Here is a 16934-nt window from a genome sequence, read left to right on the forward strand (position 1 = left end):
CATAGATTATTTTGCTAAGGGGGGCTACACTACTATAAGGAATGCGGAGTAAGGATAACAGACGTATTTCTTGCTAAAATAAAACAAGTTATAAAAGGAGACAAATATGGAAGAAAAGACAAAAATGGAGACGATATCTGAAGCTGAACCATTGGTGACATCAGAAAAAATTGGGCGAGTACTTGTCATTACGATTAATCGCCCACAGGCACGTAATGCTTTAACCTATGATACTTCGTTTGCTTTGGCTGAAGCCATTGATGAGCTGGATCGTAATCCTGATTTGTCCTTGGCGATTTTGCGCGGACAGGGAGAGCATTTTTGTGCGGGTATGGATTTAAAAGAGTTTGCTCGTACGCAGCGTAGGGCAGTGGTACCGGGGCGTGGTTTAGGGGGCTTATGTGAGGCTCTGCCCAAGAAGCCTTTAATTGCAGCGGTTGAAGGCTATGCCTTAGCAGGTGGCTTTGAGCTAGTATTGGCTTGTGATCTTATCGTTGCGTCTAGTGCGGCTAAGTTTGGTTTGCCTGAGGCGAAACGTGGTCTAGTTCCGGGTTCTGGCGGTATGCTACGTTTACCTAAACGCTTACCCTATCATATTGCGATGGAGTTGTTATTGACTGGTGATATGATTGATGCCTCTCGTGCTCAGCAACTTGGTTTGGTAAATGAGGTTGTCGAACCGGGTAAGTCGTTAGAAGCTGCTTTGGCATTGGCGCAACGTATTGCTGCGAATGGGCCGTTATCATTGAAAGTGATTAAAGAAGTGGTGAACGCTTCTCAGGGCTGGCGTCCAGAGGATATGTTTGCACTCCAGCAACCTCGTATGGCTCATATTTTTACCTCTCATGATGCTAAAGAGGGGGCAACTGCCTTTGCGGAAAAACGTACTCCTGTGTGGAAGGGAGAGTAGTCAGATATAGAGGAGGGCTATGGTTGAGTATTCAGCCTAAGCCCTGATGCTTAGTGAGTAGTCTAGTGCATGCAGACTAATCTGATGGTGGTTAGTTTTAACAATAGTGATAAGCTCAATTTATGTAATAGTTATGCTAATTCAAATAATTGACTTTCAGCTTCCCATTGCCTTACTTGGTAGTAATCGGACATGAGTTGTTCTATGTCGTCACCTACCAAGTAAAAATGCCCTACTTTGGTAGCTAAGTTCGTCGTACGTGGTACTTTATCACCCACTTTGGGGATACCAATAGACGAATGAAATGAAGTCAATCCTCCAACAAGTTGATCAAAGTGAGAAGATACGATAGTTCCTGCGTTATTAAAGATGAGGTTTATCAGCAAAATGCTCTTTTGCTTCTGATGAGTATTGGATAATGCAGGGGGAATATCGTTGTTTATGATTAAATGAGCAAAAGCAGAAATATGACTGTATCCGAGAGCAGACTCACTCACTTTACCATCAATGCCTCCTTGTAATCTTGCTGCCATTTCAATGAGCACTGGACCACTATCGGTCCAAAATAATTCAATATGACAAGGACCATATTGCACTTGTAGAGCAGAGAGTAAGCCTTGGATATAGGCACTTAAACCACTAAAAGCAGTTTCGTAATCATTTACTAAAACTTCAAAGTCATAGACGGTGTATTTATCATCAATGATTTTTCGTGTTTCCTGCCAAACCTCTAAGATGATGTGTTGACCTTCTACCGAGATGGTGTTTACCATCAGCTGTTGTCCAGAGATTTTGCGTTGAATAAGTATTTGTTGATTATCCAGACCAAATACATTGGTGGAAGAGAAATTGTGCTGAATGGCTTTTTCGACTTCTTGCAATGAATGACAAATCACCACCCCATCACCTCCAGCGCTTTCAGTGGGTTTGACGACGACAGGATACCAATCTTGTGGGATAGCAGGGAGTGTTTGGTGAGGAGACACGGCAAATTCCGCAATAGAAGCTAACCCCGCTTCTTTGACGGCATTCATCATTTGATGTTTATTGCGTCTTAAGCCAGTTGAGTGGGGGTGATTACCTTTTAACCCAAAGGCAAAGGATAACTTTTCACTGAGTGCGACACCTAATTCACTTCCTGCCACGATAAAGTCAGGATGGTACGCTTTAATATCAGCATGGGCTTGCTCTGAATAAATAATATTTTTTGAATAAAGGGATGGGTCAAACTTTGCTTTCCATAGCGCAGGAACGTCCTTGGTGGACTGGATATGCATTAGCTCACAACCGTTTTTGAGCAAATATTTTGCCAAGTGATAGCCAGTGCTGTAGCCGTCTACAATAATTCCTTTCATGTCTCATCTCCTTTGCTGTTGTGTACCCATCCCATTTTTAGTACAACTAAAAAGTAGAAACGGAATGCATTTGTTCGTACATTAAGGGTGTTAAACCTTTTAGTGCATCATGGATTTAAGACTGAGCTCGGCATACATCTGCATGCGCCGAAACTATCAATATTAAAATTTATCAAGGTATTCTCATTGGAATTATCTTTCATAATGGTGTCCTATAGATAGATTAATAAGAGAGCCACAGAAAACACAAGCAACACCGATGAATGAGTAAAGTGTAAATTGATACTCCCCAGTTACCCATGAAATAAAAATAGCAATGAGAGGAAAAAGTAACGAGGCAACGGCTGCTTGAGTGACGCCTGAAGACTTAATGAGATTAAAGTATAGGATAAAAGCGAGTGCGGTACAAAATATCGATAGATAAATCAACGATAACACATATTCTACGTTTAGAGAGATAGATAGGCTATGTCCTTGCAAAAGTAGTGCAAGCAATGATACGACAGCCCCGTACATCAATCCTAATGTTGTTGATGTGACGACATTTACACCGTTGTTACTGAGATGAGCTGATGTAATGTTTCCCAAAGAGACAATATATGTGGCTAATAAAGCCCATCCAGCACCAATGAGTAGTTGAGATTCGTCTTGTGAAATAGTGTCTGGTCGGTAGAATAATAACCCTGTTCCTATAATGGCAATGGTACTTCCCAAAAAAACTCTTGATTGAAGAGGTTTTGCAAAAAATAGACGATTATTGAGGGCGTTAAAAAAAATTAAAGATGAAAATATGATAGAAACTAGTCCACTACTAATATACTTTGTGGCAAAATAAAAAAAGAAATAGTTAAGAGAAAATGAAAATGCTCCTAACAATGCAATTTTCCCATGCGTTTTTAGTGATAAGGTAGGAAATTTCCCTAGGAAAAGTCTATGATACATCCATAGAATGAATGCAGCCAGAGCGATTCTATAAAATACTGATACAGAGACAGGATTAGTTCCAAGTTGGAATTTTATTGCATACCATACTGTGCCCCAAATTGTAACAGTAGATAAAAATAATAGTAAAATATTCTTATTCACTTTCTTTCACCATATGTAATACCCCCATTTTTCGGAAGGCTTAAAAGTAGAGTTTTTACAAATAATTAGCGTCTGCAAGCCCCCACAATCCCTTGTCTGACCGCTTACGCCGTCAGGCGTTACATGCTCCCTAAAGGGTGTGACCTTCCTCCCGAAAGAGTACCACAATTTCGATGAGATGGTTAAGCCGCCAGTCTAACAAATTCTGCTGGTGGCTGGTAATTTAGGGAGAATTATCAACTGGATTTATAAAACTTGAGAAAAAACAGCGGTAATATTTGCAGAATGATCATTCTAATGAGGTGATGCGTTAGGATAAACACCATATCTAGCCCAGACAGCAATGCAACCACAGAAACTGTCTCTACGGCACCGGGAACATAGGCAAGAAAGATTGCCATAAACGGAATACCCAATAAGATACTCGTCAGTTGGCTCATCAAGATAGTCGTCAATAAACTCATTCCAAATACCCACAAACTGTCTTTAATACCCACAACAAAGTCTTGCCAAGCTATATTCTTAAACAATTCACCTATTAACAATCCAAGAAGAATTGTGGAAAATGTCACTATTCCCTCAGGAACGTGAATGCCATGCACAACAACTTGTTGAGATACGAAGGCACTCACAATAGTCGCACTCAGCAAATAAGATGCTGGCACTCGCTTTAGCAGAAACCTACCTATACCCCATGACAAAAGAGCAACAACGATAAACACTAACAAGTAGTATGCATCATCCCAATTCCATAATACATGACTACTATTACCTAAATAATGAACACTATCCCCTTCCTCATTTCCATTAACTGACGCTTCCATAAAAGGGGTAACACTTAACAATAACGTTAAAAACAACAGCCTTGTTAATTGGATTAGCATCACCCGTGGACGAACGGACTTCATCTGCAACACATCCAGAACTACCGCTAAAGCACCAGGATAAATCGCTAGAGCCGCATCCAATTTTTCCCACTTCGATTTTCTAACCAACCATAGATAGGAAAAGCTATAGCCTAGTAACAAGCAAATAACCATACACACGATACTGGTAAGTAACTCAACATCCCATGACTCCACCCGAAACGATACCCCTGTTGACATACCTAAGACAATTTGGACAAAAGGCAGGAAAAATGAGTTACTAACCTTACTTTTTGTACATTTACTGACCCAAAATGCAACAATAATCCCAGTTAGCAAGAAGGCATACGGCACATTAAGTATAGACAGCACATAGCCTAGAATAGCTGTTACTATAATGCATGACCAAGGTATCATGATTCATGTCTCCAAATGAAATTTTCCTCAACCCATCTATTTAAATAAACCATCCTCTCTGTAACCTCTAATTCTATCTCACCACTAACTAATGCCCAAAATATTTCTTGATTTGTCATACTCATTGATGAGTAACGCTAAGAGGATTAGCATTCTTGTTTTTTGTTAGAGACGGTAATAGGAAGAATTACTATGAGTAGAGGTCAGCATAAATTGTTAAACCAATAATAATTCTCATTTATGAGGCAAATTTATTTCTCTGAACACAGGCGGTTATCCCAGTAAATTCGAGTATGATGTTATCATCACAGACGTTAGATTTACTGGGAGTTTTTATGACAACAATTATCAAAGAAGCGGATTTGGTACAGTCAATTGCCGATGCCGTTCAGTTTATCAGTTACTATCACCCACAAGATTATATTCAACACTTAGCGCGTGCTTATGAGCGTGAGCAGAGTCCTGCGGCGAAAGATGCGATTGCACAAATTTTGACGAATTCACGTATGTGTGCGGAGGGTCATCGTCCTATCTGTCAAGATACAGGGATTGTGAATGTCTTCCTAAAAATCGGTATGGATGTGAAGCTAGAGCTGAGCAAAACTTTGCAAGAAGCCTGTGATGAGGGTGTTCGTCGTGGTTACTTAAATCCCGACAACAAACTTCGTGCTTCTGTATTAGCTGACCCTGTGTTTGAACGCAAAAATACGCGTGACAATACGCCCTGTGTACTATCTGTGGAATTGGTTCCTGGCAACACGATTGATGTGCAAGTAGCGGCTAAAGGTGGTGGCTCTGAAAACAAAACGAAATTTGCTATGTTAAACCCAAGCGATAGCATTGTGGATTGGGTATTGAAAACCGTTCCTCAAATGGGGGCAGGTTGGTGTCCTCCCGGTATGCTAGGTATTGGTATTGGCGGTACGGCTGAGAAAGCCATGCTCATGGCAAAACAAGCCTTGATGGAAGACATTGATATGTACGAGTTATTGGCTCGTGGCCCTCAAAATAAACTTGAGGAATTACGTATTGAACTATACGAAAAAGTCAATGCACTCGGTATCGGAGCACAAGGTTTGGGTGGTTTAACCACTGTGTTAGATGTCAAAATCAATACTTACCCAACCCATGCAGCCTCTAAACCTATCGCCATGATTCCTAACTGTGCGGCAACTCGTCACGTGCATTTTGTCCTAGATGGTAGTGGTGTGGCAGAAATGCCTGTACCATCATTGGATTCTTGGCCTAATGTTCACTGGGCTCCAGATTACAACAAGTCTAAACAAGTTAACCTAGATACCTTGACTAAAGAAGAAGTGGCTAGCTGGAAACCAGGTCAGACCTTATTACTCAACGGTAAAATGCTCACCGGTCGTGATGCGGCACATAAACGTATTCAAGATATGTTGGCAAAAGGTGAAAAATTACCTGTAGACTTTACGAATCGTGTGATTTATTACGTAGGCCCTGTTGATCCAGTGCGTGATGAAGTGGTGGGTCCTGCTGGCCCTACAACCTCAACTCGTATGGATAAATTTACCGAGATGATGTTAGCGAATACCGGTCTTATTGCAATGATTGGTAAAGCTGAGCGAGGTCCAGCTGCCATCGAAGCGATTCAAAAACATAAATCAGCATACTTAATGGCAGTGGGTGGCTCGGCTTATCTTGTTTCTAAAGCCATCCGTAGTGCAAAAGTCCTCGCTTTTGAAGACCTAGGCATGGAAGCAATTTATGAGTTTGAAGTCAAAGATATGCCAGTGACAGTAGCGGTAGACGCTAATGGTACATCTGTGCATACAACAGGTCCTGCAGAATGGAAAGTGAAGATTGAGAATATGCAGAAATCTTTATAATCCTCTTGTTATGCTGACTAGAGCTATCTGAGAAGCTAGATAACTTAAAGTAGACTTCTCTATCATTAATAACTCGTGCTATCAGTAGTGTAGTGCGAGTTATTATTTTATAGATGCTTTTTTGTAGGAGAGGCGGTTAGTTAACAGGAGTAGTTTTTAACAGGGAGGGCGTTTTTTACTCTCTAGAAATAATGGGTTGATGCACTGTCTTGACCCATAGCAATAAGAAGATGCACCAAAAAGAGGAGTTTTTTTTCTAAAAATGTTGGTATTTTTCTTCAAAAAAATCAATGTATTGTCCTATCCTTTTTTTTTGATATGATTTTTTCAAATGTTGATTGTTATGAACAAAGGCTTCGTGTCAATGAATTGGGAAGTAGAAACACTAAGAAGAGAATGAGTATCTCACCCTATCTAGTGATAATTACCAATAGATTTGAATGCGAACAAGCATTACAACATCACTTTGTACTCACTCATTTGGAGAATATGTTATGGTCGTGGTTTCAAAAAAAATTTTATGGGGTACTATTGCTGTTGCTTTATCAACAGCAACAACACTAGCTCAAGCAAAGAATACCTTGGTATATTGTTCGGAGGGGAGTCCGGCTGGGTTTGATTCAGCTCAGTATTCTGCTGGTACAGACTTTGATGTAGCGGCTAATAATGTTTTTGATGGTCTAATGAGATTTCCAAGAGGTGAAACAAAGGCGGTACCAGCTTTAGCTGAAAGCTATGAGGTGTCGGATGATGGATTAACCTATACTTTTCACTTGCGTAAAGGGGTGAAATGGCATACCACAAAATACTTTAAACCAACACGAGATTTCAATGCCGATGATGTGGTATTTACCTTTGACCGTTTAGCAAATAAGAACAATCCCTTTAACAAGGCTTACCCAGTTGAGTTTCCTTATTACTCTGATATGAGTTTAGACACAACCATTAAGTCAGTGGAAAAGGTTGACGATTACACTGTTAAATTTGTACTCAATAATGTCGATGCTGCTTTTATCCAAACAATGGCTATGCCGATTACCACCATTAACTCTAAGGAGTATGCTGATAAGCTATTGGCAGAGGGTAAAGCAGATTTAATCAATCAACAACCTATTGGGACAGGTCCTTTTATTTTTGAACGTTACCAGAAAGATGCTTCTATTCGCTATAAAGCCAACAAACAATATTGGAATAAAGAAGATATGCCTTTGGTAAACAATCTTGTATTTGCCATCACAAAAGATGCAGCAGTACGTTACCAAAAACTAAAAGCAGGGGAGTGCGATATTATGTCTTATCCATTACCTGCCGATATAGAGGGCATGAAACAAGATAAGGCTATCCAAGTATTGAGCAACCCTGGGTTTAATATTGGTTTTATTGCCTATAACACAGAAAAGTCTCCATTGGATAAGGTAGAAGTGCGTCAAGCCCTAGATTTTGCGATTAATAAACCAGCAATTATCAGTGCAGTGTATGGAGGGCAAGGGCAGTTAGCAGTAAACCCAATGCCTGTTACCCAATGGTCTTATAACAAGAATATTCAATCTCGCACACAAGATCTTGAAAAGGCAAAATCATTGCTCGCAAAAGCAGGATACCCTGATGGGTTTAGTGCAACTTTATGGTCTTTACCCGTACAACGTCCTTATAATCCTAATGGGCGTTTGATGGCTGAAATGTTGCAGTCAGACTGGGCGAAAATTGGTGTAAAAGTGAATATTACAACCTTTGAGTGGGGTGAGTATCTCAAACGTGCCCGCACTGGTGAGCATCAAATCGTCATGTCAGGATGGACAGGGGATAATGGTGACCCAGACAACTGGGTAGGTAATTTATTTGGTTGTAATGCCATTGGTGGTAGTAATTACTCCCGTTTCTGCTATAAACCTTTCCAAGATTTATTAGATCAAGCGAAAAAATTGACAGATGTGGGTGAACGCACAAAACTTTATGAGAAGGCTCAAGAGATTTTCTTTGAACAAACACCGGCCTCTATTATAGGTACTTCTGTGGTTAATGTACCTGTACGTAAAGAAGTATCTGGCTTCAAAATTAGTCCACTTGGTGCATTCCAGTTCACTGGTGTAAGTGTGAAATAATCCATGAAATATGGATAATCATTCTGCTTTTGGTTAAGGGGAGGGGTTCCTCCCCTTTTTATTTATTTTTAGTGAAGGCTGGCTTTGCTGATTATTATGGAAATCACCTGCTCTGGTAGGAGGTGGTTAATTTTGCCGGTTATTGTGGAGATTGCCTGCTTTGGGAGGGGTAATTTTGCCGGTTATTGTGGAGATTACCTGCTTTGGTGGGGGGCAACAGTTGAATCAATTTCGCATGTTGCACTAAAGAAAAATGTCAATAACTTGAGAATCAGTCCATTTGATGCTAGGCAACTCACCCGGGTTAGTATTGAATAGAAAGCAGTTATGACATTTTTAGGATGGTTTTTGTGGGGGAGTCAGTTTGTTGCACCTTTATGGTGCTTTTTCTATGCAAATGGTACTTTTTGATGAGAATTGAAGACATGTCATTGAATAGCTATATTTTCCTTTAATACATTGAAAAATAAATAAAATTTTTATCAAAAAACAAATAAAGAAAAATTTTTATTTCAGCGGTCTTGGTAGAGTATATGAAGCAAAATAATCTTTTGCTATTATCCTTTCTATAGGAAGACATTATTGTTTCGATAGGGAAATTCCTGATTGTCAGCTTTGTGGTTAGTTTATACACTGCGCAGGAATTTTTTCACAAAGAGGAATATGATTATGAAAACTTCTCAAAAATTTTTGTTAGGTACATTGATGGCGGCATTGGCTGCTACAGCACAAGCCAAGGGTACTTTGGTTTACTGTTCTGAAGGATCTCCAGCTGGTTTTGATCCTGCACAATATACAGCCGGCACAGATTTTGATGCGAGTGCGAATAATGTCTTCAATCAACTCGTAGAGTTTCCTCGTGGAGAGACTAAAGTAGTGCCTGCCTTAGCAGAAAGTTGGGATGTATCGGATGACGGACTGACTTATACCTTTCATTTACGCAAAGGGGTGAAATGGCATACCACTAAGTATTTTAAGCCTTCTCGTGATTTTAACGCTGATGATGTTATTTTCACTTTTGATCGCTTATCTGGCAATAAGGAAAATGCTTTTAATAAGGCCTATCCTGTGGAGTTTCCTTATTTCTCTGACATGGGCTTAAAGACAAATGTGAAATCTGTTGAAAAAGTGGATGACTATACTGTCAAAATCTCACTTAAGGTAAATGACGCTTCTTTTATTCAGACATTGGGTATGCCAGCTATCGGATCTATGTATTCTAAAGAATATGCCGATAAATTGTTAGCCGAAGGTAAGGCAGAAATGATTAATCAGCAACCTATTGGTACAGGTCCATTTGTGTTTGAGCGTTATCAAAAAGATGCCCAAATTCGCTATAAAGCCAATAAAGATTACTGGAACAAGGAAGATGCACCACAAGTAAATAATCTCATTTTTGCGATTACCAAAGATGCATCTGTGCGTTTCCAAAAGCTCAAAGCAGGCGAATGTAATGTGATGTCATATCCTCTCCCAGCAGATGTGGAGAATATGAAGAAAGATCCTTCTATTCAAGTGTTAAGTCGACCTGGTTTTAATGTAGGTTTCATTTACTACAATACAGAAAAAGAACCTTTTAACAAGCCAGAAGTCCGTCAAGCATTAGACTATGCAATGAATAAGCCTGCTATCATCAAGGCTGTGTATGGTGATCAAGGAGAACTAGCACCTAACCCTATGCCTATTACCCAATGGTCTTTCAATAAAAATATCAAAGCCCGTGAGCAAAATATTGAAAAAGCAAAAGAGTTGCTTGCCAAAGCAGGTTTGCCTAATGGCTTTGAGACAACCTTGTGGTCACTTCCTGTGCAACGTCCTTATAACCCTAATGGTCGCTTGATGGCAGAAATGTTGCAAGCTGACTGGGCGAAAATTGGTGTTAAAGTGAACATCACTACTTATGAATGGGGTGAATACCTTAAACGAGCTAAGGCAGGTGAACACCAAATCGTGATGGTGGGTTGGACTGGTGACAATGGTGACCCTGATAACTGGTTGGGTACATTGTTTAGTTGTCAATCAGTAGGTGGATCTAACTATTCACGTTTCTGCTATAAACCCTTTGAGGATCTTATCGTTAAAGCAAAACAGATTAACGATGTAAATGAGCGTACCAAACTCTATGAAGAAGCTCAGGTGATTTATCACGAGCAAATGCCAGGTACGCCTATGGGTACTTCTATTGTGAATGTGCCAATGACTAAGAATGTATCTGGTTTCAAGATTGATCCTTTAGGAGCGTTCCGCTTCACAGGGGTCAGTGTCAAGTAAGACACTCTCTCAAACCGAAGGGGGTATCCTCCTTCGGTTTCCTTTAATTGTTAGGGCTAATCATCTTCTGGTAGTTGATTTTTACCGTACAGACAGGCATTGACTATGTTTTTATTTCTGCTCAAAAGAATTATTGTTCTAATCCCGACTTTTTTTGGAATTACCTTACTGACTTTTTTATTGATTCATGCTATTCCTGGGGATCCTGTGCAGATTATGCTTGGGGAGCGGTCAAATGATCCGGCTATTTATGCCAGTATGATGAAAAGTCTAGGACTAGATCAGCCACTTTATATTCAGTATTGGGATTACCTAGTTAAGCTGTTTCATGGGGATTTAGGCAAATCCTTTGTCACTAGCACAAGTGTATGGACAGAGTTTACAACCCTTTTCCCAGCAACTTTGGAGTTAGGTTTAACCTCGCTTATCTTTGCTTCCTGTTTGGGCATTTTGCTTGGGGTGTTAGCGGCAGTCAAACGTGGCTCTATTTTTGATCATGGTGTGATGAGTCTGTCATTAACTGGCTATTCTATGCCCATCTTTTGGTGGGGGCTCATGCTCATTATGCTATTTTCGAGTATGTTGGGATGGACTCCTGTTTCAGGGCGGATTAGTTTGCTATTTGATATTGAGCCACATACCGGTTTTATGTTGATAGATACATGGCTAGCAGAGATGGAGGACCCAGAACTCAATCAGGGTGCATTCTGGGATGCAGTGCATCATCTTATCCTTCCTACCATTGTTCTTGGTACCATTCCTATGGCTGTGATTGCACGTATGACACGCTCTTCTATGTTAGAAGTGATGGGAGAAGACTATGTCCGAACAGCAAGAGCAAAGGGATTATCTCCAGCTAGAGTGATTTTTGTGCATACCTTACGTAATGCGATGATTACGGTTGTTACTGTGATTGGCTTGCAAGTAGGTAGTCTAGTGGGAGGTGCTGTGTTGACCGAAACGATTTTCTCGTGGCCGGGAATTGGAAAATGGTTGGTTGACTCTATTTTCCGCCGAGATTACCCGGTGGTGCAAAATGGTTTGCTTATTGTAGCCTTTCTTGTAATTGTGATTAATCTAGTCGTTGATGTGGTTTACGGTATTGTGAACCCACGCATTCGCTATTCTCGTTAAGGAATAATGATGACAGCAGAGAATACAGTAGAACTTGAACAGCATCATGTCGTAAGTTATCCTTCACCCCTTAAAGAGTTTATTACGCATTTTATGCGCAATAAGGGTGCTGTGATTGGCGTATTGTTTTTATTATTTATGGTGGCTGCGGCAGTTTTTGCCCCCTATATCTCTCCTCACAGTCCCGTAGAACAATTCCGAGATCATATGTTGCAGCCCCCTGCTTGGCAAGAAGGGGGGAGCATGGATTTTATTCTAGGAACCGATGAAGCAGGGCGTGATATTTTATCCAGAATTATCTATGGTGGACGATTATCTCTATTCATTGGTATCTGTGCTGTGGTCCTAACCATGATTCCTGGGATTATCCTAGGGTTGTTTGCAGGGTTTTATCCAAAGTTTTTGGGTAAAGTGATTATGCGTTTTGCTGATTTAACATTAGCATTACCCTCTGTGCTGCTTGCTATTGCGATTATGGCTATCTTAGGTCCTGGTGTCACCAATGCCATGATTGCTATTGCTGTGGTTGGATTACCTAGTTATATCCGACTTGTTCGAGGTTCAGTCATGACAGAATTAAGCAAGGACTATGTCGTGGCTTCTCGAGTATCAGGTGCTGGCATTTGGCGTTTGATGTTTATTGCTGTATTACCCAACTGCATGGCTCCTATCATCGTTCAGGCAACACTTGGCTTCTCTTCTGCAATCTTAGATATTGCTGCTTTAGGGTTTTTAGGTTTGGGAGTTCAACCGCCTTCTCCAGAATGGGGTACGATGCTTGCTACTGCGAGGGATTATATTTCTCGTGCGTGGTGGGTAGTTACTTTCCCTGGTTTGACTATTCTACTCACGGTATTGGCCATCAACTTAATGGGAGATGGATTACGTGATGCGTTAGATCCTAAACTTAAACAGGCTGCATAGAGAGGTTTTGATGAGTTTATTAGATATTGAAAATTTATCCGTACGGTTTGGTACTGAGCAAAAGCCTTTTTATGCTGTGGATCGCATCAGTGTTAAGGTAGAAAAAGGGGAAATCCTTGGTATTGTAGGTGAATCAGGCTCTGGTAAGTCTGTTACTATGATGGCTCTGATGGGATTGTTAGCAGGGCAAGGGCATATTACTGCAGACAAAATGATGTTCGATGGACAGGATATGCTCCATATCTCCCCCAAAGAACGACGCAAAATCATTGGCAAGGATATTTCTATGATTTTCCAAGATCCTATGACTGCGTTGAACCCCAGTTTTACTGTTGGTTTTCAGATTGAAGAAGTATTAAAACTCCATCTAGGGCTAAAGGGGAAGGCCTTACGTCAACGTGCGATTGAGCTGATGAAAATTGTTGAAATCCCAGAGCCAGAGTCACGCCTGGACGCATATCCTCACCAGTTATCTGGTGGGATGAGCCAACGGGTTGCGATTGCCATGGCGATTGCCTGTGAGCCTAAGTTGCTCATTGCTGATGAGCCAACAACTGCACTGGACGTGACAATCCAAGCTCAGATTATGGATCTTTTAGTGACGCTGCAAAAAGAAAAAAATATGGCGTTAATCATGATTACCCACGATTTAGCTGTAGTAACTGAGATAGCCCACAAAGTATGTGTGATGTATGCAGGACAAGAAATTGAGTTGGGCAATATTCCAGAGATTTTTTATCACCCAGCACATCCTTATACAGAGGCCTTACTTTCTTCTATCCCAGAGTCAAGTCAAGGTGAGTCTCGATTGCATACTTTACCGGGCATTGTTCCTGGGCAATATGATAGACCAAAGGGCTGTTTGTTATCGCCACGCTGCCCCTATGTAAAAGAGAAGTGTCTTCAAGGAAGAATTCCTTTGGAGCATTACCAAGATCGCTCAGTGCGTTGTTTAGACCCTTTAATTGCGTTGGAGAAAGCACATGTTTAAAGTATTGAGTGTGCGTGACTTAGCGCGTCACTATGAAGTTTCAAGAGGAATGTTTAAGTCTAAAGCAACCGTGAAAGCCTTGAATGGCATCACATTTGATTTAGATGCAGGAAAGACATTGGCTATTGTAGGAGAGTCTGGCTCCGGAAAATCTACATTAGCACGACAATTAACACTGATAGAGAAACCCAGTGCAGGTCACTTGTTTATTGAAGGTATACAAGTACATCATGATGATGCTTTACAAATAAAATCATTCCGTAGTCAGATTCAGATGGTTTTTCAGAATCCCTACGGATCATTAAATCCTAGACGTAAAATAGGTGATCAATTATCAGAGCCGCTTATTATTAATACCAATTTAACTGCGGCTGAACGTAAAGAAAAAGTTGATGAAATGATGCATATCGTGGGTTTGCGTCCTGAACATTATTATCGCTATCCACATATGTTTTCAGGGGGACAACGTCAGCGTATTGCGATTGCACGTGCCATGATTTTGAATCCTAAAATTGTAGTTGCTGATGAACCTACCTCAGCTCTAGATGTATCCATTCAAGCACAGGTCCTTAATCTTTTTATGGACTTGCAAGAACAGTTGAAAACAGCGTATGTGTTTATCTCACATAACCTTGCGGTGGTAGAGCATGTAGCAGATGATGTGTTGGTGATGTATTTGGGCAAGGCGGTAGAGTTAAGTGAGAAAACAAAACTCTATGAAAAACCTTTGCATCCTTATACGCAGGCACTGTTATCAGCAACACCTTCTATTCATCCAGAAGAAAAACGCTTTAAAAAGATTAAAATCAAGGGAGAGTTACCATCGCCTATCAATCCCCCCCCAGGTTGTTCTTTCCATAAACGTTGCCCGCATGCAGTAGAGCGTTGCCACTCTGAAGAGCCAAAATTGCGTGAAGTAGATGGGCGCCAAGTTGCCTGTCATTTGGCAGAGCAATTTGTTTAATTGACTGATGGTATAAACAAAGGTGCTTTTAATAAGGTGAAAACGGCTTTCGGTATTGAAAGCCGTTTTTTTTAGAGACTTTTTGAAGTAACCACAAGGGTAAAATCATGTTTCAATAATGGAAAATTATGCTATTTCCCTATCTTCGTGCGGTAGAATAGGGGATTAGCGAGGTATTTATATGTCAACACAAAAAGTAAAATTTTCACTAGATGGGCATGAGCATATTGCTTTATGTGATTTATTAAAACTAGTTGGTGTGGCTGATAGCGGTGGTCAGGCTAAAATAATTATCAATGAAGGGTATGTGCTGCGTAATGGGGTAGTAGAAACACGTAAGACAGCCAAGATTCGTGCTGATGAAGTGATTACTTTAGATGATATAGAAATTTATGTTTCAAAGTAGGGTTTTAGGTGAAGTTATCATAGATGTGTCAAGCCCTGCCCTTGTCGCTTAGAGGTGATGGTTAGCATGGACTTTTCCATTAACAGCAAGTCGCAACCCTAGCCGTTAGGTTATAAGCAATACGAGATAGTTATGACAACTGCACAAACCAGTCCGAACTTCCCTAGCCGTTAGGTTATAAGTAATACGAGATAGTTATGACAACTGCACAAACCAGTCCGAACTTCCCTAGCCGTTAGGTTATAAGTAATACGAGATAGTTATGACAACTGCACAAACCGACCCAAAAATCCAGGTGTCTGCCGTTACTGAAGAATTAACTCCTCCTCGTTATCCTGAGAGTTGGGAGTGTTGCGGTAGTGATTGTGGTGAATCTTGTGTTTATACAATTTATGCTCGAGAGAAAGAAGAATACGATAGGCAAGTAAAATTGATGCAGAGTTTTTTTATGGAGAAACAAAAAATGAGAGCGATTGAGATTAGTCAACCTGGAGGTCCAGAGGTTTTAAAAATTGTTGAGAGAGAAATACCAACTCCTAAAGCAGGCGAGGTATTAATCAAAGTCAAAGCGGCTGGTATCAATCGCCCTGATGTTTTCCAACGTCAAGGCTCCTATCCACCTCCTGCTGGAGCATCAGATTTACCTGGTTTAGAAGTGGCTGGTGAGATAGTAGATGGAGATGTTAGTGGTACAGATTTGTCCATCGGTGATATGGTTTGTGCTTTAACACCAGGAGGCGGTTATGCCGAGTACTGTATTGCCCCAGCAGGTAATTGTTTACCTATCCCAGAAGGTCTGTCTGCAGTAGAAGCAGCGACATTGCCAGAGACCTATTTCACTGTATGGTCAAATGTCTTTGATCGTGGTCAGCTTAAGGGAGAGGAAACTTTGCTTGTGCATGGCGGAGCATCGGGAATTGGTACCACGGCGATTTTGTTAGCACGTGCTTTTGGGCATCAGGTGTTTGCAACAGTAGGCTCAGATGATCGAGTTAAAGCAGTTGAGGCATTGGGAGCAACCAAAGGCATTAATTACAAGACCCAGGATTTTGTTCAAGAGGTTAAGACATTAACTGGTGGTAAAGGTGTAGATGTTATTCTAGATATGGTGTGTGGAGAATATATTAATCGCAACTTAGAGTCTCTCGCAGAAGATGGGCGTACGGTTATTATTGCCCAACTTGGTGGCAGTCGAGCTACGATTAATAGTGGCTTACTGATGCGTAAGCGTTTAACCATTACAGGCTCTACTTTACGTCCACGCTCAGCAGAGTTTAAGACGGCGATTGCAAAGAATCTACAACAAAAAGTGTGGCCTTTATTTGCACAAGGTAAACTGAAACCTGTAGTCTATGCGACTTTCCCATTTGAGGAAGTGCAAAAAGCCCATGCTATGATGGATGCTGGTGAACAGATTGGCAAAATTGTGTTGACATTGTCGTAGCCCGTTTAGTAGTTAAAAAGCCCTAGTAATAGGGCTTTGTTATGTGAAGTAAATTCCTCTATTGTCCTAGCATTTAGCCAAGGGTTTCTTGGCAATAGGATTTTTGTGTGACTCATTTATTGTTGCTTTAGCGTTTAACTCAGATTCACACAGTAATAACAAAATGTTCTTTTTTGGATATTCTCCAACAATCCTGCTGGATAGACTT

13 protein-coding genes are annotated in these 16934 nt (G+C 40.7%); 10 read left to right on the forward strand and 3 right to left on the reverse strand.

The window, feature by feature from the left end:
• Positions 1–106: 106 nt before the first annotated feature.
• Positions 107–910, forward strand: coding sequence for a crotonase/enoyl-CoA hydratase family protein (locus HKX40_RS06795; RefSeq protein WP_171588811.1), 804 nt, complete (start codon positions 107–109; stop codon positions 908–910).
• Between the two features lie 131 nt (positions 911–1041).
• Here the strand turns inward: HKX40_RS06795 and HKX40_RS06800 are convergent, their stop codons facing one another.
• The 3 genes from HKX40_RS06800 to HKX40_RS06810 form a co-directional block, all read right to left on the reverse strand.
• On the reverse strand, positions 1042–2265 hold the full coding sequence (locus tag HKX40_RS06800; protein WP_171588812.1) for an ATP-grasp domain-containing protein: 1224 nt from the start codon (positions 2263–2265) through the stop codon (positions 1042–1044).
• 192 nt (positions 2266–2457) lie between these two features.
• Positions 2458–3351 (reverse strand): EamA family transporter, encoded by an 894-nt coding sequence (locus HKX40_RS10800; protein WP_171588813.1) that lies wholly within the window; start codon positions 3349–3351, stop codon positions 2458–2460.
• 236 nt (positions 3352–3587) lie between these two features.
• The gene (locus tag HKX40_RS06810) at positions 3588–4634 is read right to left on the reverse strand and encodes an AbrB family transcriptional regulator (protein ID WP_171588814.1); all 1047 of its coding nucleotides are present in this window, start codon (positions 4632–4634) and stop codon (positions 3588–3590) included.
• A gap of 335 nt (positions 4635–4969) precedes the next feature.
• On the opposite strand from HKX40_RS06810, the gene HKX40_RS06815 reads away from it, so the two are divergent.
• The 9 genes from HKX40_RS06815 (at position 4970) to HKX40_RS06860 (ending at position 16726) form a co-directional block, all read left to right on the forward strand.
• Complete coding sequence (locus tag HKX40_RS06815; protein ID WP_171588815.1) at positions 4970–6490, forward strand: fumarate hydratase; 1521 nt, start codon at positions 4970–4972, stop codon at positions 6488–6490.
• A gap of 494 nt (positions 6491–6984) precedes the next feature.
• Complete coding sequence (locus HKX40_RS06820) at positions 6985–8592, forward strand: ABC transporter substrate-binding protein (protein ID WP_171588816.1); 1608 nt, start codon at positions 6985–6987, stop codon at positions 8590–8592.
• 669 nt (positions 8593–9261) lie between these two features.
• Entirely contained in the window at positions 9262–10863 is a 1602-nt protein-coding gene (locus HKX40_RS06825) for an ABC transporter substrate-binding protein (RefSeq protein WP_171588817.1), read from the forward strand.
• Positions 10864–10968: 105 nt separating this feature from the next.
• A complete protein-coding gene (locus HKX40_RS06830) occupies positions 10969–11997 on the forward strand; it encodes an ABC transporter permease subunit (RefSeq protein ID WP_171588818.1) in 1029 nt (342 codons plus the stop codon).
• 6 nt (positions 11998–12003) lie between these two features.
• Positions 12004–12921: an ABC transporter permease subunit gene (locus HKX40_RS06835; RefSeq protein ID WP_171588819.1), complete on the forward strand. Its 918-nt coding sequence runs from the start codon at positions 12004–12006 to the stop codon at positions 12919–12921.
• A gap of 10 nt (positions 12922–12931) precedes the next feature.
• The gene (locus HKX40_RS06840) at positions 12932–13912 is read left to right on the forward strand and encodes an ABC transporter ATP-binding protein (RefSeq protein ID WP_171588820.1); all 981 of its coding nucleotides are present in this window, start codon (positions 12932–12934) and stop codon (positions 13910–13912) included.
• The gene (locus HKX40_RS06845) at positions 13905–14876 is read left to right on the forward strand and encodes a peptide ABC transporter ATP-binding protein (RefSeq protein WP_171588821.1); all 972 of its coding nucleotides are present in this window, start codon (positions 13905–13907) and stop codon (positions 14874–14876) included. Before HKX40_RS06840 ends, HKX40_RS06845 begins: the two co-directional genes overlap by 8 nt.
• 181 nt (positions 14877–15057) lie before the next feature.
• Positions 15058–15282, forward strand: coding sequence for an RNA-binding S4 domain-containing protein (locus HKX40_RS06850; protein ID WP_171588822.1), 225 nt, complete (start codon positions 15058–15060; stop codon positions 15280–15282).
• A gap of 463 nt (positions 15283–15745) precedes the next feature.
• Positions 15746–16726 carry a zinc-binding dehydrogenase gene (locus tag HKX40_RS06860; protein WP_171588869.1) on the forward strand — a complete coding sequence of 327 codons (981 nt, stop codon included), beginning with the start codon at positions 15746–15748 and terminating at the stop codon, positions 16724–16726.
• Positions 16727–16934 lie beyond the last annotated feature (208 nt).

This window comes from Pelistega europaea (assembly GCF_013133775.1).
Classification (GTDB): Bacteria; Pseudomonadota; Gammaproteobacteria; order Burkholderiales; family Burkholderiaceae_B; genus Taylorella; species Taylorella europaea.